Genomic DNA, 21559 nt, shown 5'->3' with positions numbered 1-21559 from the left:
CGATGTTCGTCGACACCGCAGCGCCGCACGCGGGCGCGAACGAGTCCAACCGTGCCGGTGAGCATGCCCACCTGGGGGCCGATCAGCTAGCGTGCGGGCCGCTGGCGGCTGGCATGTTCGGCGACTTCCCGGCTGCCGAGACGTTTCACGGCGCCGTGGCCATGGCGCATGCCGGCCACACCGAAGCCCTGCAGGCGCACCAGCAGATCCTCAACGCGGTCGGCCGCAAGGCGCAGTACGCGGCCCGCGGGTTCACCCAGATGGACCAGGGCAACGCGGCGGCACTGCGGGCGGTGCGATGCGGCTCCGGCACATAAGCGTCCCGCTGCTGATCGGCGAGGCCGGCGGCGACCCCTGGGCGATCAACAACAGCCTGCAGGCCGGGCGGCCGGCGCAGATTTCCGATCTGGCGCAAGCTTTTTATGACGCGGGCCGCTGCACCACCGAGGCCAGTGCCGCCTTCGACCAGGCGCGCCGCCGGTTTGAGGCCGCATGGAATCGGGAGAACGGCGATCACCCGATCAACGACTCCGCCGAAGTGCAGCGCGTGGCAAAGTCGATGGGCCTGCAGGCCGTGCAATTACCCAGGATCGCAGTCGATTTGGAAACCATCGCGGCCGCTTTGGCGCAGGCGCAACGATCCGCTAGTGGGCAGATCGCCACGCTGGAGGCGAAGCTGCAGCGGCTCGACGACGAAATCGGCGAAGCGCTGGAGCTGGAGAAAAACCCACACCTGACCGCCGCGGACAGATCCGCGCTGGATGCGCTCATCTCCGCTCTTGAGCAGCAGGCCATCGACGACACCAAGGCGGCGGTGGGCCAGCTGCAGTCGATCCGCAACGGCTACTCCGACATTCTGCAGGACTCGCTGATCACCCTGCGCATCGACGGCTACGACCCGGCCGTCATCGACGCTTTGGACGCTGCGCAATCGCCGGCCGAGTCGCCCATTCGGCCGCCGCTGTCGCAGCCGCTACCGGAGGATCCCAGGCGGTTTGCCGAGCTGTGGAACCGGCTGACTCCGGCGGAGAAGGACTGGCTGTACAGCCAGGACCACTACATCGGCAACCACGATGGGATGCCCGCAGCCGACCGGGATCACTACAACCGGCTGACGCTTGCCGACGAACTGGCGCGCGCCCAAACCGCCGCGGCACAGGCCGACGCGCTGCGGGCCCAGCACCCCGACTGGGCGGCGGGGGAAAACATTCCGCACCCCAACGAGCCGGGCGCAATCTTCGACGACCGCCTGGCCTATGAGGCCTGGCAGCGCCGATACGACGACGCCCGTGGCCGGGCAAACTCCCTTCCCGATCTGCGGGCGGTCGATCGGGCCATCACCGGTAACCCGGAGAGAAGGCTGCTGCTGTTGGACACCAAGAACGGCCGTCAGGCCCGCGCCGCCATCGCGGTCGGCGACCCCGACACCGCCACCCACGTCTCGGTCACCGCCCCCGGCCTGAACACCACCGTGCACGGCAGCATAGCCAGCATGACCGAGGAGGCGACCAACCTGAGGACCGAGGCGTTAAGGCAATTGAGCGTCACGCCGGGGCACGAGCATGACACGGTGTCGGCGATCGCGTGGATTGGCTATGACGCGCCCCAGATCCCTGGCTGGGATGACCTGGGCAAGTCGCTGGCGGGCGGCTGGGACGTCAGCCACGACGACCTGGCCCAGGCCGGCGCCCAAAATCTGGCCCGCTTCTACGACGGGCTGGGCGCCGCCCATCAGGGCACCCCGGCTCATCTGACCGCGATTGGGCACTCCTACGGCTCGCTGACCACCGGGCTGGCCCTGCAAGAACCCGGCAACCACGGCGTCAGCGACGCGCTGTTTTACGGCTCCCCCGGCATCGAAGCGGCCACGCCCCGGCAGCTGCAACTGGGGCCCGGCCACGTCTACGCCATGGAAACCCCCGACGACCCCATCCAATGGACCTATGACGGCAAAACCCTGGTGCACAGCCTGCCGTCCGGGCTCGCCCAGATCCTCGGGTTCGGCGCCGACGCAACCGGTACCGGAGACTTCGGGCCGAACCCGGCGACCAACCCCCACTTCACCCGCCTGGCAACCGGGCCGGCCACCGTGTCCGACGGCCACGGCGGCACCCTGAACCTGGAGGGCGCGCACGGCCACAGCGACTACCCCCGCCCGGGCAGCAACAACCTGCCCCGCACCACCGGGTACAACATCGCCGCCGTCGTCGCCGGGCTGGGCGACCAGGCGATCCGCGGACAATGAACACGAGCCCGAAAAGAAACCGTTCCCACGGCGGCCGCCGGAGACTCCTCGGCGCCGCGATCATCGCCACCGCTCTAGCCGCGACAGGATGCCACGTGTACCAGCCCTACCCGCCCACCCCACCCGGTGAGGCCGCACAAGCCCTCGAAGAGCTCAAAGCCCTGCCCTCCTTTGAGGACACCAAGGTCCAGGTGCAAGACGCCATGAACGAAATCACCGCGGCAGCAAGCAAACTCATTCCCTCGATAACCTGGGAGACACCACACGAGGGCTCGACCGGCAACTGTCAACAGCCCTACGAGCAAACCGACGGTAAGCGATACTTTCTGCCCGACCAAGTCGCCGTCCGGGTACCGGTCTCCGAGACGGACTGGGCCACGATCGTGGAGGCGGCCAAGGCGGCCGCCGCCAAGCTCGACGCCACCGACATGCAGGTGATCAAAGACCAGCCCGGCAACCATGACGTGTGGTTTTCCGGACCCACCGGGATATTCATCAAGATCGCCTACCGCGGCAACCTCGTCGTCTCCGGCTACACCGGCTGCCGGCTACCGCACGACAAGAAATAACACTCTCGTTGACAGGTGCCCGTCAGCCACGGTTGTCGCGTGTAGGCGGGCATATCGCAGACCCCTGACGCGCTGGAACGCGTGGGACGGGTGCGATAGGAGGGAAGACCCACTACCCTTCCGCGGCATGTGCTCGGCGAGATTGACGCCGTCAAGGGTGTGGATGTCCGGCTTGTGAACACGCGATCGGCCGACTCGCACTACACTGAGCGACCATTACTTGCATTGCAGAAGCAATCGGAGGGGCAACAATGGTTTGGTCTGTGCAGCCGGAAGCGGTTTTGGCATCGGCGGCCGCGGAGTCGGCGATCAGCGCGGAAACCGAAGCCGCGGCGGCGGCCGCGGCGCCGGCGCTGCTCGGAACGACGCCGATGGGTGGTGACCCCGACTCGGCGATGTTCTCCGCGGCGCTCAACGCGTGCGGCGCCGGCTACCTGGGCGTGGTCGCCGAGCACGCCGCCCAGCGCGGATTGTTCGCCGGCACGCAGGGCCTCGCGTCGGGCGTGTACGTGGCCACCGAGGCGGCACGCGCGGCGGCACAGGCGCTAGGTTAGCGACGCATGCCTGACCCTGGGTGGGCCGCGCGGACACCCGAGGCCAACGACCTGCTGCTCAAGGCCGGGACCGGGGTGGGAACCCACCTGGCTAACCAGACCGCCTGGACAACCTTGGGTGCCAGCCACCATGCCTCCGGTGTCGCGTCGGCGATCAACACCGCCGCCACCGCGGCGGGCTGGCAGGGCATCGGGTCGGCGGCATCGGCCACCAACGCCACCATGCTCAACGCCTCGCTGCACGGGCTGGCGGGCTGGGTGGACGTCAAGCCGGCCGTGGTGTCGGCCGCGATCGCGGCGTTCGAGACGGCCAATGCCGCCATGCGCCCGGCCCCGGAGTGCATGGCGAACCGCGACGAGTGGGGCGTCGACAATGCCATCAACCCGAGCGTGCTGTGGACGCTGACCCCACGGATCGTCTCGCTGGACGTCGAGTACTTCGGGGTGATGTGGCCGAACAACGCCGCGGTCGGCGCCACTTACGGTGGGGTCCTGGCCGCTTTGGCCGAGAGCCTGGCGATTCCCCCGCCGGTCGCGGCAATGAGCGCCTCGCCGGCGGCGCCGACGCAGGCGGCCACCGCGGTCGGCCAGGCGGTGGCCGAGACCGCGGCCGGCGACGGGATGCGCTCGGCCTACCAGGGTGTGCAGGCCAGCACCACCGGCGCCGGTCAATCAACGGCGGCCGGTGAAAACTTCGGGAATCAGCTCGGCGGCCTGATGCAGCCCATGCAGTCGATGATGGGGGCGGTCCCGCAGGCGCTGCAGGCCCCCGCGGGAATGATGCAGGCACCGATGAACGCCATGCAGCCGCTGCAGTCGATGATGGGCATGTTCGCCAGCCCCGGAGCTTTAGGCATGGGCGCGGCGGCCCCCGGCGCCTCGGCGGCTTCGGCGGCCGGCGGGCTCTCGGCCGCGGCGACCGAAGTCGGTGCGGGCGGCGGAGGCGCCTCCCTGGGCGGCGCGGGCGTACCCGCGACCAGCTTTACCCGCCCCGTCAGCGCCTTCGAATCCGGCACCAGCGGCCGACCGGTGGGGCTGCGGCCCAGCGGGGCGTTGGGCGCCGAGACGCTGCGCGCGCCGACCACAACGGCCGGCGGCACCCCCGTCGGGGGCATGCCGGTGGGTTATGCGGGGGGAGGCCCCCGAGGTTCGCACGGCAAGGCCGAACGGCCCGCAACGGTGCGGGTCGTCGACGACCGGCGGTAACCGGTAAGGCCGGGCCCCGGCACAGGGTGAATCGACAGGTCGACACAGCACCCATACACTTCGCCTCATGCCCGGCCTGCACAGGGCGAAACGACTAGTAGTAAGGAATAAGTCCCCGTGGCAGATAACACCATCCAGGTAACACCGCAGATGCTGCGCAGCACCGCCCACGATATCCAGGCGAATATGGAGCACGCCATAGGCATTGCCCGGGGGTATCTGGCTAACCAGGAAAACGTGATGAACCCGGCCACCTGGTCTGGGGCCGGTGTCGTGGCCTCACACGTCACCGCCACCGAGATCACCAACGAGTTGAACAAGGTGCTGACGGGAGGCACCCGGCTGGCCGAGGGCCTCGTCCAGGCCGCGGCGCTCATGGAAGGACACGAGGCGGACTCGCAGGCGGCGTTTCAGGCCCTGTTCGGCGGCGGCCACGGATCCTGACCGGCCCGTACCCCAGTTGACATCTCGCTTCGGAAAGGAAATTCACCATGTCAGACCAGATCACCTATAACCCGGGAGCCGTTTCCGACTTCGCGACGGACGTGGGCTCGCGGGCGGGCCAGTTGCTCGAGATTCACGCCGATACCGCGAATAAGACGAATGCGCTGCAAGAGTTTTTCGCCGGCCACGGTGCCCAAGGGTTCTTTGAAGCGCAAGCGCAAATGCTGTCGGGGCTGCAGGGGCTCATCGAAACGGTGGGTCAGCACGGGCAGACCACGGGCCACGTGCTGGACAACGCGATCGGCACCGACCAGGCCATCGCGGGCCTGTTCTAGGTCCGGCCACGCGACCGGTGGCCCGAGTCAAGGTGGGGCACACGCGCGGATCCGCGCGTGTGCCCCACCTTCTGCTTGTGGGTAGCCGGGCGAGGTGAAGGCGACATGCTGACGACGACGGTGGACGGCCTGTGGGTGTTGCAGGCGGTGACCGGGGTGGAACAGACCTGCCCGGAGCTGGGGTTGCGGCCGCTGCTGCCGCGGTTGGACACCGCCGAACGGGCACTGCGTCACCCGATGGCCGCCGAGCTGGCGGCTGTTGGCGCGCTCGACGAGGCCGGCAACGCCGACCCGATGATCCGCGAATGGCTCACCGTGCTCATGCGACGCGACCTGGGGTTGCTGGTCACCATCGGCGTGCCGGGCGGCGAGCCGACCCGGGCGGCCATCTGCCGGTTCGCCACCTGGTGGGTGGTGTTGGAGCGCCACGGTGAGCTGGTGCGGCTTTACCCGGCCGGCGTCGCCAGCGACGAGGCCGCGGCCAGCGAGCTCGTGGTGGGTCAGGTCGAGCGGCTGTGCGGTGTCGCCGAGGCGGCGCCGCTGCGGCCGGTCACCGTGGACGCCGAGGAACTCCTGCACTCGGTGCGTGACCCCGAAGGGCTGCGATCGTTTCTGCTCAGCCAGCGCCTGGACGTCGACCAGCTGCAGCTGGTTACCCTGGCCGCCGATCCCGCGCGCTCCGCGCATGCGGCCATCGTGGCGCTGCAAGCCGGGGTCGGGCCGGAAGCCATGGCGCGCCTCGTCGTCGGCGATTCCACGGTGGCGATCGTGGACACCCCCGCGGGTCGGATCTGTGTGGAATGCGTGCCGTCTGGGCGGCGACGCTACCAGGTGCTGTCGCCGGGGTCGCGAAGCGACATCGCCGGGGCGATCCAGCGGCTGATCCGCCGCCTGCCTGCCGGCGAGGAGTGGTACTCCTACCGACGGGTGGTCTGATCGGCAATGTCTTGTAATGAAAAGAATTAACGCATTCGTAACCGCGCCTGATGGGTTAGTCGGTGGGGAAACGCGGAATCGCCAATCATGTTAGCATCGCGGTCGTGACGAGCCCTTGGAATGACCCGAATATATCAGACGAAGGAGCGCTCAGACGGGCGGATCCGTCGGTGGCGCGCAACTTCGGTGATTCGGTGTCGGACACCATGCGTATTACCGACCTGGCCGCGCCTCGGAAAATTCCCCCGGGATCGGGGTGGCGGAAATTCGTGTACGCCGCCTCATTTCACAAAATTAACCCGGGTGAATCGCCCCGGGAACGACACTACCGTGATTTACAGGGCCGCATCCGACGGCACATCCGGCGGCAATATGTCATCACCGTCGTCTCCGGCAAGGGCGGGGTGGGCGTCACGACGATGGCCGCCTGCATCGGCGGGGTCTTCCGCGAATGCCGGCCGGACAACGTGATCGCGATCGACGCCGTGCCGGGTTTCGGCACGCTGGCCGACCGCATCGACGAGTCACCGCCGGGGGACTACGCCGCCATCATCAACGACACCGACGTGCAGGGCTACGCGGACATCCGCGAGCATCTGGGGCAAAACGCGGTGGGACTGGACGTGCTTGCCGGAAACCGCACGTCGGACCAGCCCAGACCGCTGGTGCCGGCGATGTTCTCCGGGGTGTTGTCCCGGCTGCGGCGAACCCACACCGTGATGGTCGTCGACACCTCCGTCGACCTCGAGCACGAGGTGATGAAGCCGGTGCTGCAGAACACCGACACCTTGGTGTTCGTCTCGGGGATCACCGCGGACCGGTCCCGGCCGGTGCTGCGGGCGGTGGACTATCTGCGGTCGCAGGGTTATCACGAGCTGGTCTCGCGGAGCACCGTGATCATCAACCACGCCGACACCATCACCGATAAGGATGCGCTGGCCTACTTGACCGAACGGTTTACCAAGGTCGGGGCAATCGTGGAAGCGATGCCGTTCGATCCGCACCTGGCCAAAGGCGGGATCATCGACACGGTGCATGAGTTGAACAAGAAGTCACGGTTGCGGCTTTTCGAAATCACCGCGGGCCTGGCCGACAAATATATTCCCGATGCGGAGCGAGCGGCGTCGTGACATCGCCACACAAGGTTGCTTTCCCGGCGCGCTGTGCGGTCAACATTTCCTACGACAAGCATCTGTGTTCCCAGGTGTTCCCGGCCGGAATTCCGGTGGAGGGATTCTTCGAGGGAATGGTGGAGCTGTTCGACGCCGACCTGAAACGGAAAGGTTTCGACGGCATTGCGCTGCCGGCCGGCAGCTATGAGCTGCACAAGATCAACGGGGTGCGGCTGGATATCAACAAGAGCCTAGACGAGCTGGGCGTGCAGGACGGCGACACGCTGGTGCTGGTACCGCGGGTCGCCGGCGAGTCGTTCGAGCCGCAGTACGAGTCGCTGTCGACGGGCCTGGCGGCCATGGGCAAGTGGCTCGGCCGTGACGGTGGGGATCGCATGTTTGCCCCGGTGACGCCGCTCACCGCCGCCCACACGGCCATCGCGATCATCGCCATGGCGGCCGGGGTGGTGGTGGCCCTGACGTTGCGGGCACGCACCTTCACCGATGGCCCGATTCCGGCCGCGGTGGCCGGCGGGTTCGGGCTGCCGTTGGTGATCGGGACGCTGGTGGTGCGCTGGGGCTGGCGCGACCGGCGCGACCTGTTCAGCGGGTTCGGGTGGCTGGCGGTGGCGTTGCTGGCCGTCGCAGCGGCCTGCGCTCCGCCCGGGGCGCTGGGCGCGCCGCACGGGCTGATCGGTCTGGTGGTGGTGATCCTGGGCGCCATCGCCATCGGCGTGGTGACGCGCAAGCGGTGGCAGACGGCCGTGGTCACGGCGGTGGTGACGGTGTGCGGGATGCTCGCGGCCGTGGCCGGTGTCCGCATGTTTTGGCCGGTGTCGGTGCCGGTGTTGGCGGTTTGTGTGCTGGTCGGGCTGGTCGTGTTGGTCAGGATGACGCCGACGATCGCGCTGTGGGTGGCACGGGTGCGACCGCCATACTTCGGATCGATCACCGGCCGGGACCTGTTCGCCCGCCGTGCGGGCATGCCGGTCGACACCGTGTCTCCGGTCAGTGAGGACGACGGTGAGGACGAGGACAACGAATTGACCGACATCACCGCGCGCGGCGCCGCGATCGCGGCCTCGGCCAGGCTGGTCAACGCGGTTCAGGTGGGAATGTGCGTCGGGATATCCGCCGTGCTGCCCGCCGCGGTGTGGGGGGTGCTGACGCCCGGTCGGCCGCTGGCCTGGTTGGCGTTGTTGGTCGCCGGCTTGGTGGTGGGCCTCTTCATCACCCAGGGCCGCGGATTCGCCGCCAAGTTCCAAGCGGTCGCGTTGGTGTGCGGGGCGTCCGCGGCGGTGTGCGCCGGGGTGGTCAAGTACGCGCTCGCCGCCCCGAAGGGCGTGCCCGGCGGGCTGTTGTGGCCCTCGTTGGCGGTCGCGGCTTTCGCCGCGTCGGGGTTGGCCGCGGCGCTGGTGGTGCCGGTGACCCGGTTCAGGCCGTTGATCCGGCTGGCCGTGGAATGGGTTGAGGTGTTGGCCATGATCGTGTTGCTGCCCGCGGCGGCAGCCCTGGGAGGGCTGTTCTCGTGGCTTCGCCACTAGGCCGGGTGGGCTTGCGAGTCGTAGCGGCGACGGCCGCCGTCGCCCTGGTCGCGTTGTCGGCCACGGTCCCTGCCGCACAGGCCATCCCACCACCGTCGGTGGACCCGGCGTTGGTACCCGCCGACGGGCCGCCGCGACCCGATCAGCCGATGCGGCGGGCCAATAGCTGCTCAACGCCCATCACCGTGAAAAACCCCGACGTGGCGCAGCTGGCGCCGGGCTTTAACCTGCTCAACATCGGCAAGGCATGGCAGTACAGCACCGGCAACGGTGTGCCGGTGGCGGTCATCGACACCGGGGTGTCGCCCAACCCGCGCCTGCCGGTGGTGCCCGGCGGCGACTACATCATGGGCGAGGACGGGCTGTCGGACTGCGACTCGCACGGCACCGTGGTGAGCTCGATCATCGGGGCCGCCCCGCTGGGGATGGTGCCGATGCCGCGGCCAATGCCGGCCACGCCGGCGTTCCCGCCGCCGGCCGGGCCGCCGCCGGCCACCGTGGCGCCGGCGCCGCCGGTGGAGGTCCCGCCGCCGGTGCCACCGCCACCGCCGCCGACACCGGTGACGATCACCCAGACCGTTCCACCACCGCCCCCACCACCGCCGGAGGAAGCGGGTGCGATGGCGCCCGCCCATGGGCCGCCGGATCCGCAGACCGAGGACGAACCCGCGGTGCCGCCACCCCCGCCGGGTGCCCCGGACGGGGTAGCGGGTGTCGCACCGCACGCGACCATCATCTCGATCCGCCAGTCGTCGCGAGCGTTCGAGCCGGTCAACCCGCCACCGGCGGACCCCAACTCCGACGAGCGGGTCAAGGCCGGCACGCTCAACACGGTGGCGCGCGCGGTGGTGCACGCGGCGAACATGGGGGCGAAGGTGATCAACATCTCGGTGACCTCCTGCCTGCCGGCGGTCGCCCCGGCCGACCAACGCGCCCTGGGCGCCGCATTGTGGTATGCGGCCACCGTCAAGGACGCCGTGATCGTGGCCGCGGCCGGCAACGACGGGGAAGCTGGCTGCGGCAACAACCCGATGTTTGACCCGCTGGACCCGTCGGATCCGCGGGACTGGCATCAGGTCAAGATCATCTCGTCACCGTCGTGGTTCGCCGACTACGTGTTGTCGGTCGGTGCCGTCGACGCCGAGGGCGCCGCACTCGACAAAAGCATGTCGGGTCCGTGGGTGGGTGTCGCGGCGCCGGGAACCCACATCATGGGCCTCTCGCCACAAGGTGGTGGACCGGTCAACGCCTATCCGCCGTCACGGCCGGGTGAGAAGAACATGCCGTTCTGGGGCACCAGCTTCTCGGCGGCCTACGTCAGCGGCGTCGCGGCGCTGGTGCGGGCCAAGTACCCCGAGCTGTCCGCCCATCAGGTGATCAACCGGATCGTGCAGTCGGCGCACAATCCGCCCGCGGGGGTGGACAACAAGGTTGGATATGGGCTGGTGGATCCGGTTGCCGCGCTGACGTTCAACATTCCCCCCGGGGAGCGGATGCCCCCGGGTGCGCAGAGCCGGGTGATCACACCCCCGTCGCCGGCCCCGCCGCCGGATCACCGGGCACGCAACATCGCCATCGGGTTCGTCGGCGCGGTGGCTGCCGGGGTGCTGGTGGCGGCGATCGCGGCCCGGCTGCGGAGGGCGCGATGACGGCTACGCTCACCGGATTCCGGACGGGCAGCAATCGGCGGGTCGCCGGGGTGTGGGCGGTTTTCCTGCTCGCGCTGGTCGGTTGGGCCCCGGGTGGCTACGTCGGCGCGGCGGTCGCCGCGGTGGTGGGCATCGCGCTGGTGTTCGTCGGGTGGTGGGGTCAGCCGGCGTGGTCGTGGGCGGTGCTGGGGCTGCGGGGCCGGCGCCCGATCAGCTGGGCGCCCCCGATCACGGTGGCCAACAACCGATCCGCCGGCGGGGTGCGCGTGCATGACGGCGTGGCCGTGGTGGCGATACACCTGCTCGGCAAGGCACACCAGGCCACCCGGGTGACCGGTTCGGTGAGTGTGCAGACCGCTAACGTCATCGACCTTGCCGAACTGGTCCCGATGCTGCACCACCCGCTGGGCCTGCGGCTGGACTCGATCAGCGTCGTCACCTTCGGATCCCGGCACGGCAATGTCGGTGACTACCCGCGGGTCTACGACTCCGAGATCGGCACCCCACCGTATGCGGGCCGTCGGGAAACCTGGCTGATCATGCGGCTGCCGGTGATCGCCAACACGGCGGCGTTGCGGTGGCGCACCACCGTTGGGACGGCGGCCGTGTCGGCCGCCCAGCGCGTCGCCGGCGCGCTGCGCTGCCAGGGGTTGCGCGCGAAGGTCGCCACCGCCACCGACCTGGTCGAGCTGGATCGCCGGTTGGGCTTCGACGCGGTGGCCGGGCGGGCGCAGCGGTGGAAAGCCATCCGCGGCGACGGCGGTTGGATGACCACTTATGGCTACCCGGTCGAGGCGATCAGCTCGCGGGTTCTTGCGCAAGCGTGGACGCTGCGCGCCGACGAGGTCATCCAGAACGTCACCATATTCCCGGACGCGACCTGCACCGCGACGGTCACCGTGCGGACCCCGACACCGGCGCATACCCCGCCCAGCGTGATCTTGCGCCGGCTCAACGGGGAGCAAGCCGCCGCCGCGGCGGCCAACATGTGCGGGCCGCGTCCGCGGCTGCGCGGATTGCACCGCGGCCCGCTGCCGGCGCGGCTGATCACCGAGATCGGACCGTCGGGCGTGCTGATCGGAAAGCTGGGCAACGGGGACCGGCTGATGATCCCGCTCACCGATGCCGGTGAACTGTCGCGGGTGTTCGTGGCCGCGCAGGACGCGGTCGCCAAACGGATCGTGATCCGTACCGCCGGAGCCGGCGAACGGGTCTGTGTGCACACCCGCGACCAAACACGCTGGGCCAGCGTGCGAATGCCGGAGGTCAGCGTGGTTGGCTCGGCACGGCCGGCGCCGCGCACCACCGTCAGTGTGGTGGAGTACGCTGCGCGGCAACGACGGGACGGCAGGCAGGAGGGCGCGGGCATCGATGCCGCGATTGCTCCGACGCCGCGGCCGGCCACCGTGATCACCATCGCCCCGGCCGGGACCACGCTGCCCGAGGGGCAGCGGCACGGCTTCGAGGTGACCATCGAGCAGGTTGATCGCGCGACGCTGAATGTCGGTGCGGCAGGGCACAGTTGGCTGGTTGAGATGGACCTGTTCCGCGCGGAGAACCGCTATGTCAGCCTTGAGCCGGTCAGCATGTCGCTCGCCACGAGATAGTGCGCGCCGAGGTTGGTGTAGACGATGGGCAATTTACTCACTGCGCGGAGGCATTTCGACCGGGCGATGGCGCTCAAAAGCCGGCAAGGGTGCGCGGCGGCGTTGCCCGAGTTCGTCGCCGCCACCGACGCCGACCCGTCGATGGCCGATGCGTGGTTGGGCCGCATCGCCTGCGGCGACCACGAGCTGGCCTCGCTGAAACGGCTGCACGCCACCAGCGAATGGTTGCACCGCGAGACCACCCGGATCGGCGCGACGCTGGGCGCCGACATCCAGCTGGGTCCCTACATCGGGATGACGGTGACCGACGCATCCCAAGTGGCGCTGGCGCTGTCGTCGGCGCTGACCATCGCCGGGGAGTACGCGCAGGCCGACACGCTGCTGGCCAACCGGGAACTGCTGGATTCGTGGGCCAACCATCAGTGGCATCAGCTGGCTAGGGCCTTCCTGATGTACGCCACGCAGCGTTGGCCGGACGTGCTGCTGACCGCCGCCGAGGAGCTGCCGCCGCAGGCGATCGTCATGTCGGCGGTCACGGCGTCGATTTGCGCGCTGGCCGCCCATGCCGCGGCGCATCTCGGGCAGGGCCGGGTGGCCCTGGACTGGCTGGACCGGGTCGACGTGATCGGGCACAGCAAGTCGTCGGCGCGATTCGGCGCCGAGGTGCTGACCGCCGCCATCGGCCCGGCCGACATTCCGCTGCTGGTCGCCGACCTGGCGTATGTGCGCGGGATGGTGTACCGCCAGCTGCACGAGGAGGACAAGGCCCAGATCTGGCTGTCGAAGGCCACCATCAACGGGGTGCTCACCGAGCAGGCCAAAGAAGCGCTGGCGGACCCGAATCTGCGCCTGGTCGTCACCGACGAACAAACCATCGCCAGCCGCACCGACCGGTGGGATCCCGCCACGGCAAAAAGCCGCGATCAGCTTGACGACGACGACGCGGCGGGGCGGCGGGCCGAGCTGCTGGCCGAGGGCCGCGAGCTGCTGGCTAAACAGGTGGGCCTGGCGGCGGTCAAGCAGGCGGTGTCGGCCCTGGAAGACCAGCTCGAAGTGCGCATGATGCGCCTGGAACACGGCCTGCCGGTGGAGGGGCAGACCAACCACATGCTGCTGGTGGGGCCGCCGGGCACCGGAAAAACGACCACCGCTGAAGCTCTGGGCAAAATCTATGCCGGCATGGGAATCGTGCGTCACCCCGAAATTCGGGAGGTCCGCCGATCCGACTTTTGCGGGCACTACATCGGGGAATCGGGCCCCAAGACCAACGCGTTGATCGAAAGATCGCTTGGGCGAATCATTTTCATGGACGAGTTCTACTCTCTGGTGGAACGCCACCAGGACGGCACGCCGGACATGATCGGGATGGAGGCGGTGAACCAACTCCTGGTCCAGTTGGAAGCGCACCGCTTCGACTTCTGCTTTATCGGGGCCGGCTATGAGGATCAGGTCGACGAATTCCTGTCGGTGAACCCAGGTTTGGCCGGGCGGTTCAACCGCAAGCTGCGTTTCGAGTCGTACTCGCCGGCGGAAATCGTGGAAATCGGGCACCGCTACGCCAGGCCACGCGCCAGCCTGCTGGACGACGCCGCCCGCGAGACCTTCCTGGACGCGGCGACCACCATCCGCAAGTACACCACCCCGAGCGGGCAGCACGGCATCGACGTCATGCAGAACGGCCGGTTCGCCCGCAACGTCATCGAGCGCGCCGAGGGATTCCGGGACACCCGGGTGGTCGCGCAAAAGCGTGCGGGCCAACCGGTGTCGGTGGACGACCTGCAGATCATCACCGCCACTGACATCGAGGCCGCGGTGCGCAGCGTGTGTTCGGACAACCGCGAGATGGCCGCCCTGGTGTGGTGACGCGGTTGCCGCGGGGAGCCGCCGCCGGCTCTTCAGGGTGCGGCCCCGGCGGGGAAAAGCGGCGGTTACGCACCCGTTACGTCTAAACTGCACGCAGGCCTGAGATGCAGATGCGCGGGCGGCGGCGCGGCTCAATGAATGGAGTGATTCGGGGGTGCACCGGATCGTGCTGGTGACGGTGGCGCTTGCGTTGCTGACCGCGCCGCCGGCGTTGGCCATCGACCCGCCCTCGATCGATCCGGGTGCGGTGCCGCCGGATGTGACCGGTCCCGACCAACCCACCGAACAGCGCGTGCTGTGTTCGGCGCCCACCACGTTGCCCGACTCCAATTTTCACGATCCGCCGTGGAGCGACACGTACCTGGGTGTCGCCGAGGCCCACCGGTTTGCGACCGGGGCCGGGGTGACGGTGGCCGTGATCGACACCGGTGTGGACGCGTCGCCGCGGGTCCCGGCGGAGCCCGGCGGCGATTTCGTCGATCAGGCCGGCAACGGGCTGTCCGATTGCGATGCCCACGGAACCCTGACCGCGTCCATCATCGCCGGCCGGCCCGCCCCGACCGACGGGTTCATCGGTGTCGCGCCCGATGCGCGCCTGCTGTCGCTGCGTCAGACATCGGAGGCATTCGAACCGGTCGGCTCCCAGCCCAACCCCAACGACCCCAACGCCACTCCGGCGGCCGGGTCGATCCGCAGCCTGGCCCGCGCCGTGGTGCACGCCGCCAATCTTGGTGCGAACGTGATCAACATCAGCGAAGCGGCCTGTTACAAGGTCAGCAGGCCGATCGACGAGTCCAGCCTGGGCGCCGCCATCAACTATGCGGTCAACACCAAGGGGGCGGTGGTCGTCGTCGCGGCCGGCAACACCGGCGGCGATTGCACGCAGAACCCGCTGCCTGACGCGTCCACACCCGCCGACCCGCGCGGCTGGAACAAGGTGCAGACGGTCGTCACGCCGGCGTGGTATGCACCGTTGGTGCTGACCGTGGGCGGCATCGGCCAGACCGGCGCGCCGAGTTCGTTTTCGATGCACGGACCCTGGGTGGGCGTGGCGGCTCCCGCGGAGAACATCGTCGCCCTGGGTGACCGCGGCGAGCCGGTGAACGCGTTGCAAGGCAAGGAGGGTCCCGTTCCGATCGCCGGCACGTCGTTTGCCGCGGCATACGTCTCGGGCCTGGCGGCGCTGCTGCGGCAGCGGTTTCCCGACCTGACGCCGGCGCAGATCATCAACCGGATCACCGCCACCGCGCGGCATCCCGGAGGCGGGGTTGACAACCTGGTGGGCGCGGGCGTGATCAACGCCGTCGCGGCGTTGACCTGGGACATTCCGCCCGGGCCCGCATCGGCCCCCGACGTCAGACGCATCCCGGCCCCGGCGCTGCCGCCGGGCCCCGATCGTCGGCCGATCACGGTGGTGGCGTTGGCGGTCGCGGGTCTGGCACTGGCCCTGGGCCTGGCCGCGCTGGCCGCACGGGCGTTGAGGCGCCGGTGAAAAGCCGATGAGAAACCCCATGCGGCTGCGCTTCAGCACCGGTCACACGTTGATCCTGGCGGCCTTGGCCCCGCCCTGCGTACTGCTGTTTCTGGATACCCGTTACTGGTGGGTGGGCATCGCGATCGTGGCGCTGGGGGCCGTCGTGGTCTTCGTGACCTTGTTCGGCCGTCGGGTAACCGGCTGGTTGGCCACGGTTTATGTGTGGCTGCGACGGCGACGCAAGCCGATCGAGATCCCCTCGGAGCCCGTTGTCGGCGCCACCGTGAAGCCGGGAGATCACGTGGCGGTGCGCTGGCGGCGCGAGCAGATGATCGCGGTCATCGAGCTCAAGCCCCGGCCGTTCACCCCGACGGTCATTGTCGACGGGCAGGCCCACACCGACGACGTGCTGGACACCCGGCTGTTGGAGGAGCTGCTGGCGGTGCACTGTCCCGACTTGGAGGCCGATGTGGTCTCGGCCGGCTACCGGGTTGGCAAGACCGCGGCACCCGAGGTGGTGAGTTTGTACCAGCGGGTGATCGGCGCCGACCCGGCCCCGGCGAACCGGCGGACCTGGATCATGCTGCGGGCCGACCCGGAACGGGCGCAGAGGTCGGCGCGGCGGCGCGACACCGGGGTGGCGGGGCTGGCCCGCTATCTGGTCGCCTCGGCGACCCGCATCGCCGACGGTTTGGCCAGCAACGGGGTCGACGCCGTGTGTGGGCGCAGCTTCGACGACTACGACCACGCCACCGACATCGGGTTCGTCCGGGAGAAGTGGTCGATGATCATCGGGCGGGACGCCTACACGGCCGCCTACACCGCGCCGGGCGGCCCCGACCTGTGGTGGTCGGTGCGTGCCGACCACACCGTCACCAGGGTCCGGATCGCCCCCGGGACTCCGCCCCAGGCCACGGTGCTGTTGACCACGGTGAACAAACCCAAGACGCCGCGCGGCTTCTCCCGCCTCTACGGTGGCCAGCGGCCGGCGTTGATAGGTCAGGACCTCGTCCCCAACCGGCACTGCCACCTGCCGATCGGATCCGCGGGTGTCCTGGTCGGCGAGACGGTGCACCGGTGCCCGGTCTACCTGCCGTTCGACGACGTCGACGTGAGCATCCAGCTCGGTGACGCGCAGACGTTCACCCAGTTTGTGGTGCGCGCGGCGGCCGCCGGCGGCGTCGTCACCGTCGGACCGCAGTTCGAACAGTTCGCCCGGTTGATCGGTGCCCACGTCGGGCCGGTGGCCAAGGTGGCCTGGCCGCATGCCACCACCTATCTGGGTCCGCATCAGGGCGTCGACCGGGTGCTGCTGCGGCACAACCTCATCGGCACACCGCGCCACCGCGAGCTGCCGATCCGGCGGGTCTCGCCGCCCGAGGAAAGCCGCTACCAGATGGCGCTGCCGAAATAAGGCACCCGCGCGCGGCCACCACGCGACCCGCGGGCCGGAATTTTTTGGTGCACTAACCAGCGGCCGCAACGGCGATAATGGCTGTAGCACTAAGGAGGGTGACCGAGATGTCGCAGCCGCAGACCTTGACGGTGGATCAGCAAGAAATTTTGTCGCGGGCTAACGAGGTGGAGTCCCCCATGGCCGAGCCACCAACCGATGTCCCGCAGCCACCGTGCGGCCTCACGGCGGCTAACAACGCGGCCCAGCAACTGGTGCTATCGGCCGACAATATGCGCACCTACCTGGCGGCCGGTCATCGGGAACGGCAACGCCTGGCGACCTCCCTGCGCAACGCGGCCAAGGCGTATGGGGAGGTGGACGAGGAGGCGTCGACGGCCCTGAACAACGACGGCGGCGGCACCGTGCAGGCCGAATCGGCCGGCGGTGTGGGCGGGGACAGCTCGGCGGGTCTAGCGGACACGCCGACGGTTGCGGCGGCGGGTGACCCCGACTTCACCGACCTCAAAACCGCGGCGACGAAACTCGAATCAGGGGATCAGGGCGCATCGCTGGCCGATTTCGCCGATGGGTGGAACACCTACAACCTGACGTTGCAGGGAGACCTCAAGCGTTTCCGGGCCTTCGATCACTGGGAAGGCGATGCGGCCACGGCCTGCGAGGCCTCGATGGATCAGCAGCGAGAGTGGGTGCTGCACATGGCGAAATTGAGTGCCGCGATGGCCAAGCAGGCCAGCTACATCGCGCAGCTGCAGCTGTGGGCCAGGCGGTCCCATCCCTCGTTGGCCGACATCATGAAGCTCGAAGAGTTATCCAAGGACCCGGCCTACAAAGACCAAGCCATCAAGTTGTACGCGGAGTATCAGGCGAAATCGGAGCAGGTGCTCACCGAGTACAACAACAAGGCGGCCCTGGAACCGGTGAATCCGCCCAAGCCGCCGCCCGCCATCAAGATCGACCCACCGCCGCCCGCTCAGCCGCAGGGGTTGATCCCGGGCTTCTTGATGCCGCCGGGCGACGGCTCCGGCGGGACACCGCTGAGCGGGATGACCCCGCCGATGATGCCGGCCACCGGCGGGACGGGTGGCGGCATGCCCGCCGACACGGCGGCCGAGCTGACATCGGCCGGACGTGAGGCGGCGGCGATGATGCCCGCAGAGCCGTCGGTCAAGGCGGCATCGCTGGGCGGTGGCGGTGGCGGCGGTGTGCCGTCGATGCCGTTGGCGCCCGCGACCGGCATCGACGCCGAATCCGTGCGGCCCGCCGCCGCGGGTGACCTCGGCGCTCTGGGCCAGGGGAAGGCCGCCGCGGGCAGCGCGCTGGGCGGCGGCGGCATGGGAATGCCGATGGGGGCCCACGGCCAGGGCCATGGCGGCGCCAAATCCAAGGGCGCACAGCAAGAAGAGGAGGCGCTCTACACTGAGGATCGGGCGTGGACCGAGGCCGTCATCGGTAACCGCCGTCGCCAAGACAGCAAGGAGTCGAAGTGAGTATGAAAGAGATGGACGAGATCGACCCGCATGTCGCCCAGGTGCTCGCGCTGGCCGCTCGGTTTCAGTCGGCCCTGGAGGGGACGCTGAACCAGATGAATACCGGATCCTTCCGCGGCGCCGACGAGGAAGGGACCGTCGAGGTGACGATCAACGGACACCAATGGCTCACGGGGGTGCGCATCCAAGACGGCTTGGTGAAGAAGCTGGGCGCGGAAGCCGTCGGGGTGCGGGTCAACGAGGCGCTGCAGAACGCGCAGTCGGCGGCAACCGCGTACAACGATGCGGCCGGCCAGCAGCTGGTCGCCGCGCTGTCGGCGATGTCAAAGACGATGAATCAGGGATCGGTCTAACACACCGTCGAATGCCGCCGGAATGAGCGCCGCAGCGCACGCGCTCGCATTTGCATTTCCCGCGGCCGGCTCGGCTCCATTTTTTCGACCACTATGGCCTTGTGATTTGTAATGCCCGGCGAGCGTCCCGATCACCAAAATTGCCGCGGCTGGCCGGCCTAAACGTCGGTTAGGCTTGTTAATCATGATGTCCGGTACCGCGAAACGACCGACGCGGCATCCGGGCCGGCGTGAACACGGCAACGTTCCCACCGTCGGCCCCCGCCGCGCTTGGGCGCCGCCCGCGGGACGTCACCGGACACGGCTGGCCGCTGCGGCCCGGCTGCTGGAAGGGAATTGAGCGATGGGCATTACCAGGCCGACGGGCGAGTATGCCAGTCAGATGCTGGAACCGGGCGGATGGCCGGAAGCAAACGAGGACATCCTGTACGACCGGGCGCAGGAGTACAACCGGGTGCTGCGCAAGGTGACCGACGTGATGGATGCCTGCCGACACCAGCAGGTTGAAGTCTTCGAGGGAGGCGTGTGGTCGGGTGGCGCCGCCAATGCCGCCAACGGGGCGCTGGGCGCAAATCTCAATCAAATGAGCACGCTGCAGGATTATCTCGCCACCGTCATTACCTGGCACCGCCATGTCGCGGGATTGATAGTGCAGGCCAAATCGGAAATCGGCAACAATGTCGACGACGCGCAACGGGAAATAAACATCCTGGAAAATGACCCGGAGCTGGACGCCGATGCGCGAACCGCGGCGATTAATGCATTGGTGCGTGCCACTCACCAGGCAAACGCCAGCCTGGTCGCCGAAACCGCCGAACAAGTCCTGGCGTCCAAGACCTGGAAGCCTCCGAAAAATGCGCTCGAAGAGCTGCTTCGCCAGGTGACGCCGCCAACGCCGGACATACCGACGTTGATCGTGCCGGCCCCGGACAGCACCACCCCGGTGATCCCGACGCCGACGCCTTTCCAACCGACCCCGGCCAACCCTTACACCCCGGTCACTCCCGGCGCACCGGTGACCCCGGTGCGGCCGACACCGGTCACGCCGGTGAACCCGACGCCGGTCACCCCGGTCACTCCCGGCGCGCCGGTCACGCCCGTCAGGCCGGGTGGTCCGGTTGCGCCGGTTTCGCCGGTGGGCCCGGGCGCGCCGGCGAGGCCGGTCACGCCGGTGACGCCGGGTGGCCCCGTCGGGCCGCCGACCCCAAGCAAGCCAACGCCAGACAAGCCGGGCGGCCCGGTCGAACCGGTCACTCCGGTCGGCCCGGTCGCGCCGACGCCGGGCGAGGTCACTCCCGCACCGGCCCCCCCGCAGCCCGCGCCGGGCCCGGCGCCGACCCCGGCCGGACCGCCGGCGCCGGATCGGCCGTCGACCCCGGGTGATGCCGGAACGCCGTCGACCCCGACCGCGCCGGGGACCGAGCCGGCGCACGTGAAGCCGGCGGCGGCCACACAGGCGCCCGCGGCGCCCGCCGCTGGGGGCCCGTCGGCACCCGCCCCCGGTGACGACGCGGCCGCGCCGGTGGCGCCCGCCGCGGCGGGTGGTATCCCGGCGGCGGCGCGCGCCGCCTCCGCCGGACCGGGCGGTGCCGTCGGGTCGGCCGGCGCGAGCCCGAGCGCGGGTCAGGCCGCGGCGTCGGGTGCGGCGTCGCGGGCCGCCTCCGGACGGGCACCGTTGGGGCCGGGCGGCAGGGGCCCGGCAACGCCGGGCCCGCGGGCGGCGTCGGCGCGCACCGCGCCGCCCGCGCGCCCGGCCCCGCCGCCCGAGCCCGGCGACACCGAGAAGGAGCGGAAAGAGTCGGCGGATGCCGTTACGCCCTCGCCGTCGGTTCCGGTGTCGGCGGCACGGGCGGCCCGCGATGCCGTTGCCGCGGCCGCGCGCCGCGGCGGCAAGGACGACCCGCTGCGGCTGGCACGGCGCATCGCGGCCGCGTTGAACGCGCCCGACGTCGGCGGCGAAGGCGACTACGGCTTCTACTGGATCACCGCGGTGACCACCGACGGCGAGATCGTGGTGGCCAACAGCTACGGGCTGGCCTACATACCCGAAGAGGTGCAGCTGCCGGACAAGGTGTACATGGCCAGCGCCGACCACGCGCTGCCGGCCGACGAGAAGGCTCGCAGTGCCACCTACCCGATTCTGGCCGTGCAGGGCTGGGCGACCTACCACGACCTGACGCTGCGGGCCGTGATCGGCACCGCGGAGCAGTTGGCCAATTCGGACCCGGGCGCAGCCAAGATCGTGCTGGAGCCCGATGACATCCCCGACAGCGGCAGGATGACCGGCCGGTCCCGGCTGCAGGTGGTGGATCCGTCGGCGGCGGCCCAGCTGGCGAACACCGACGATCGTCATCTGATCGACCTGTTGCCACCGGCGCCGGTTGCCGAGAACCCGCCGGATGACGAGCGGCACATGCTGTGGTTCGAGCTGATGAAGCCGATGACCAGCACCGCTACCGGACGCGAGGTCGCGCACCTGCGGGCGTTCCACGCCTTCGCCGCGCACAGCCAAGAGCTCGCGCTACACCAGGCGCACAGCGCGGCCGACCCGCAGGCGCAGCGCGGCGCCGTCGCCGACTGGCTGTATTGGCGCCATGTCGCCGGGCTGCTCGACAGCGCTCTGGCGGGGTCGTCGTCGTAAGGCAGGCCGAGGGAGAGTGCCCGGGCGGGCGGCCGGCGGTGAAATCCGGTGGTGTGTGTGACCGTGGAGCCGGCCCCTGGTCAGAAGTTAGCGTTAGCCGTTAGCGGTTAGCTGTTGTGCCCG

General features: G+C 69.4%; 17 protein-coding genes and 1 pseudogene. All 18 read left to right on the top strand.

Annotated elements, in window-relative coordinates; all coding sequences use genetic code 11:
- Positions 1–2: 2 nt before the first annotated feature.
- The 18 genes and pseudogenes from G6N20_RS17275 (at position 3) to G6N20_RS17190 (ending at position 21436) form a co-directional block, all read left to right on the top strand.
- Entirely contained in the window at positions 3–317 is a 315-nt protein-coding gene (locus G6N20_RS17275) for a DUF2563 family protein (protein WP_083051971.1), read from the top strand.
- Positions 299–2245: a putative alpha/beta hydrolase gene (locus tag G6N20_RS17270; RefSeq protein WP_083051968.1), complete on the top strand. Its 1947-nt coding sequence runs from the start codon at positions 299–301 to the stop codon at positions 2243–2245. Before G6N20_RS17275 ends, G6N20_RS17270 begins: the two co-directional genes overlap by 19 nt.
- Before the next feature lie 95 nt (positions 2246–2340).
- Complete coding sequence (locus G6N20_RS17265; protein ID WP_083051966.1) at positions 2341–2814, top strand: LppA family lipoprotein; 474 nt, start codon at positions 2341–2343, stop codon at positions 2812–2814.
- 251 nt (positions 2815–3065) lie between these two features.
- Positions 3066–3296, top strand: a pseudogene (locus G6N20_RS17260) (PE domain-containing protein); the annotation flags it as partial.
- 78 nt (positions 3297–3374) lie between these two features.
- Positions 3375–4574 carry a PPE family protein gene (locus tag G6N20_RS17255; protein WP_083051960.1) on the top strand — a complete coding sequence of 400 codons (1200 nt, stop codon included), beginning with the start codon at positions 3375–3377 and terminating at the stop codon, positions 4572–4574.
- Between the two features lie 150 nt (positions 4575–4724).
- Positions 4725–5018 (top strand): WXG100 family type VII secretion target, encoded by a 294-nt coding sequence (locus G6N20_RS17250; RefSeq protein WP_408632568.1) that lies wholly within the window; start codon positions 4725–4727, stop codon positions 5016–5018.
- A gap of 47 nt (positions 5019–5065) precedes the next feature.
- Positions 5066–5353, top strand: coding sequence for a WXG100 family type VII secretion target (locus G6N20_RS17245; protein WP_083051954.1), 288 nt, complete (start codon positions 5066–5068; stop codon positions 5351–5353).
- Between the two features lie 105 nt (positions 5354–5458).
- Positions 5459–6289 (top strand): ESX secretion-associated protein EspG, encoded by an 831-nt coding sequence (locus tag G6N20_RS17240; RefSeq protein WP_083051952.1) that lies wholly within the window; start codon positions 5459–5461, stop codon positions 6287–6289.
- A 104-nt stretch (positions 6290–6393) separates the two neighbouring features.
- Complete coding sequence (locus G6N20_RS17235) at positions 6394–7419, top strand: MinD/ParA family ATP-binding protein (RefSeq protein WP_083051980.1); 1026 nt, start codon at positions 6394–6396, stop codon at positions 7417–7419.
- Complete coding sequence (eccD, locus tag G6N20_RS17230; protein WP_083051949.1) at positions 7416–8945, top strand: type VII secretion integral membrane protein EccD; 1530 nt, start codon at positions 7416–7418, stop codon at positions 8943–8945. Before G6N20_RS17235 ends, eccD begins: the two co-directional genes overlap by 4 nt.
- Positions 8930–10594 (top strand): type VII secretion-associated serine protease mycosin, encoded by a 1665-nt coding sequence (gene mycP / locus G6N20_RS17225; RefSeq protein WP_163663115.1) that lies wholly within the window; start codon positions 8930–8932, stop codon positions 10592–10594. The genes eccD and mycP (G6N20_RS17225) overlap by 16 nt, the downstream gene beginning before the upstream one ends.
- A complete protein-coding gene (eccE, locus tag G6N20_RS17220; RefSeq protein ID WP_083051986.1) occupies positions 10591–12201 on the top strand; it encodes a type VII secretion protein EccE in 1611 nt (536 codons plus the stop codon). Before mycP (G6N20_RS17225) ends, eccE (G6N20_RS17220) begins: the two co-directional genes overlap by 4 nt.
- A 24-nt stretch (positions 12202–12225) precedes the next feature.
- Complete coding sequence (gene eccA, locus G6N20_RS17215; RefSeq protein WP_083051989.1) at positions 12226–14064, top strand: type VII secretion AAA-ATPase EccA; 1839 nt, start codon at positions 12226–12228, stop codon at positions 14062–14064.
- A 154-nt stretch (positions 14065–14218) separates the two neighbouring features.
- Entirely contained in the window at positions 14219–15556 is a 1338-nt protein-coding gene (gene mycP, locus G6N20_RS17210; RefSeq protein WP_083051991.1) for a type VII secretion-associated serine protease mycosin, read from the top strand.
- A 7-nt stretch (positions 15557–15563) separates the two neighbouring features.
- Positions 15564–16952: a type VII secretion protein EccE gene (gene eccE / locus G6N20_RS17205; protein WP_083051993.1), complete on the top strand. Its 1389-nt coding sequence runs from the start codon at positions 15564–15566 to the stop codon at positions 16950–16952.
- Positions 16953–17059: 107 nt separating this feature from the next.
- Positions 17060–18442 (top strand): EspB family ESX-1 secretion system-associated protein, encoded by a 1383-nt coding sequence (gene espB / locus G6N20_RS17200; protein WP_083052013.1) that lies wholly within the window; start codon positions 17060–17062, stop codon positions 18440–18442.
- A gap of 11 nt (positions 18443–18453) precedes the next feature.
- Positions 18454–18795, top strand: coding sequence for a YbaB/EbfC family nucleoid-associated protein (locus tag G6N20_RS17195; protein WP_142272203.1), 342 nt, complete (start codon positions 18454–18456; stop codon positions 18793–18795).
- Between the two features lie 343 nt (positions 18796–19138).
- Positions 19139–21436 carry a secretion protein EspK gene (locus G6N20_RS17190; RefSeq protein WP_163663111.1) on the top strand — a complete coding sequence of 766 codons (2298 nt, stop codon included), beginning with the start codon at positions 19139–19141 and terminating at the stop codon, positions 21434–21436.
- Positions 21437–21559 lie beyond the last annotated feature (123 nt).

The organism is Mycobacterium shinjukuense (assembly GCF_010730055.1).
Lineage (GTDB): Bacteria > Actinomycetota > Actinomycetes > Mycobacteriales > Mycobacteriaceae > Mycobacterium > Mycobacterium shinjukuense.
Note: the sequence above shows the minus strand (reverse complement) of the source record. Positions and strands in the feature narration are given on the sequence as shown.

What these genes read in the sequence shown, in the direction of transcription:
- eccE (WP_083051986.1), top strand. Translation starts at nt 10,591, where the DNA reads ATGACGGCTACGCTCACCGGATTCCGGACGGGCAGCAATCGGCGGGTC.
- espB (WP_083052013.1), top strand. Translation starts at nt 17,060, where the DNA reads ATGTCGCAGCCGCAGACCTTGACGGTGGATCAGCAAGAAATTTTGTCG.
- G6N20_RS17245 (WP_083051954.1), top strand. Translation starts at nt 5,066, where the DNA reads ATGTCAGACCAGATCACCTATAACCCGGGAGCCGTTTCCGACTTCGCG.
- G6N20_RS17270 (WP_083051968.1), top strand. Translation starts at nt 299, where the DNA reads ATGCGGCTCCGGCACATAAGCGTCCCGCTGCTGATCGGCGAGGCCGGC.
- G6N20_RS17275 (WP_083051971.1), top strand. Translation starts at nt 3, where the DNA reads ATGTTCGTCGACACCGCAGCGCCGCACGCGGGCGCGAACGAGTCCAAC.
- G6N20_RS17250 (WP_408632568.1), top strand. Translation starts at nt 4,725, where the DNA reads ATGCTGCGCAGCACCGCCCACGATATCCAGGCGAATATGGAGCACGCC.
- G6N20_RS17195 (WP_142272203.1), top strand. Translation starts at nt 18,454, where the DNA reads ATGGACGAGATCGACCCGCATGTCGCCCAGGTGCTCGCGCTGGCCGCT.
- G6N20_RS17240 (WP_083051952.1), top strand. Translation starts at nt 5,459, where the DNA reads ATGCTGACGACGACGGTGGACGGCCTGTGGGTGTTGCAGGCGGTGACC.
- G6N20_RS17190 (WP_163663111.1), top strand. Translation starts at nt 19,139, where the DNA reads ATGGGCATTACCAGGCCGACGGGCGAGTATGCCAGTCAGATGCTGGAA.
- eccA (WP_083051989.1), top strand. Translation starts at nt 12,226, where the DNA reads ATGGGCAATTTACTCACTGCGCGGAGGCATTTCGACCGGGCGATGGCG.
- G6N20_RS17255 (WP_083051960.1), top strand. Translation starts at nt 3,375, where the DNA reads ATGCCTGACCCTGGGTGGGCCGCGCGGACACCCGAGGCCAACGACCTG.
- eccE (WP_083051993.1), top strand. Translation starts at nt 15,564, where the DNA reads ATGAGAAACCCCATGCGGCTGCGCTTCAGCACCGGTCACACGTTGATC.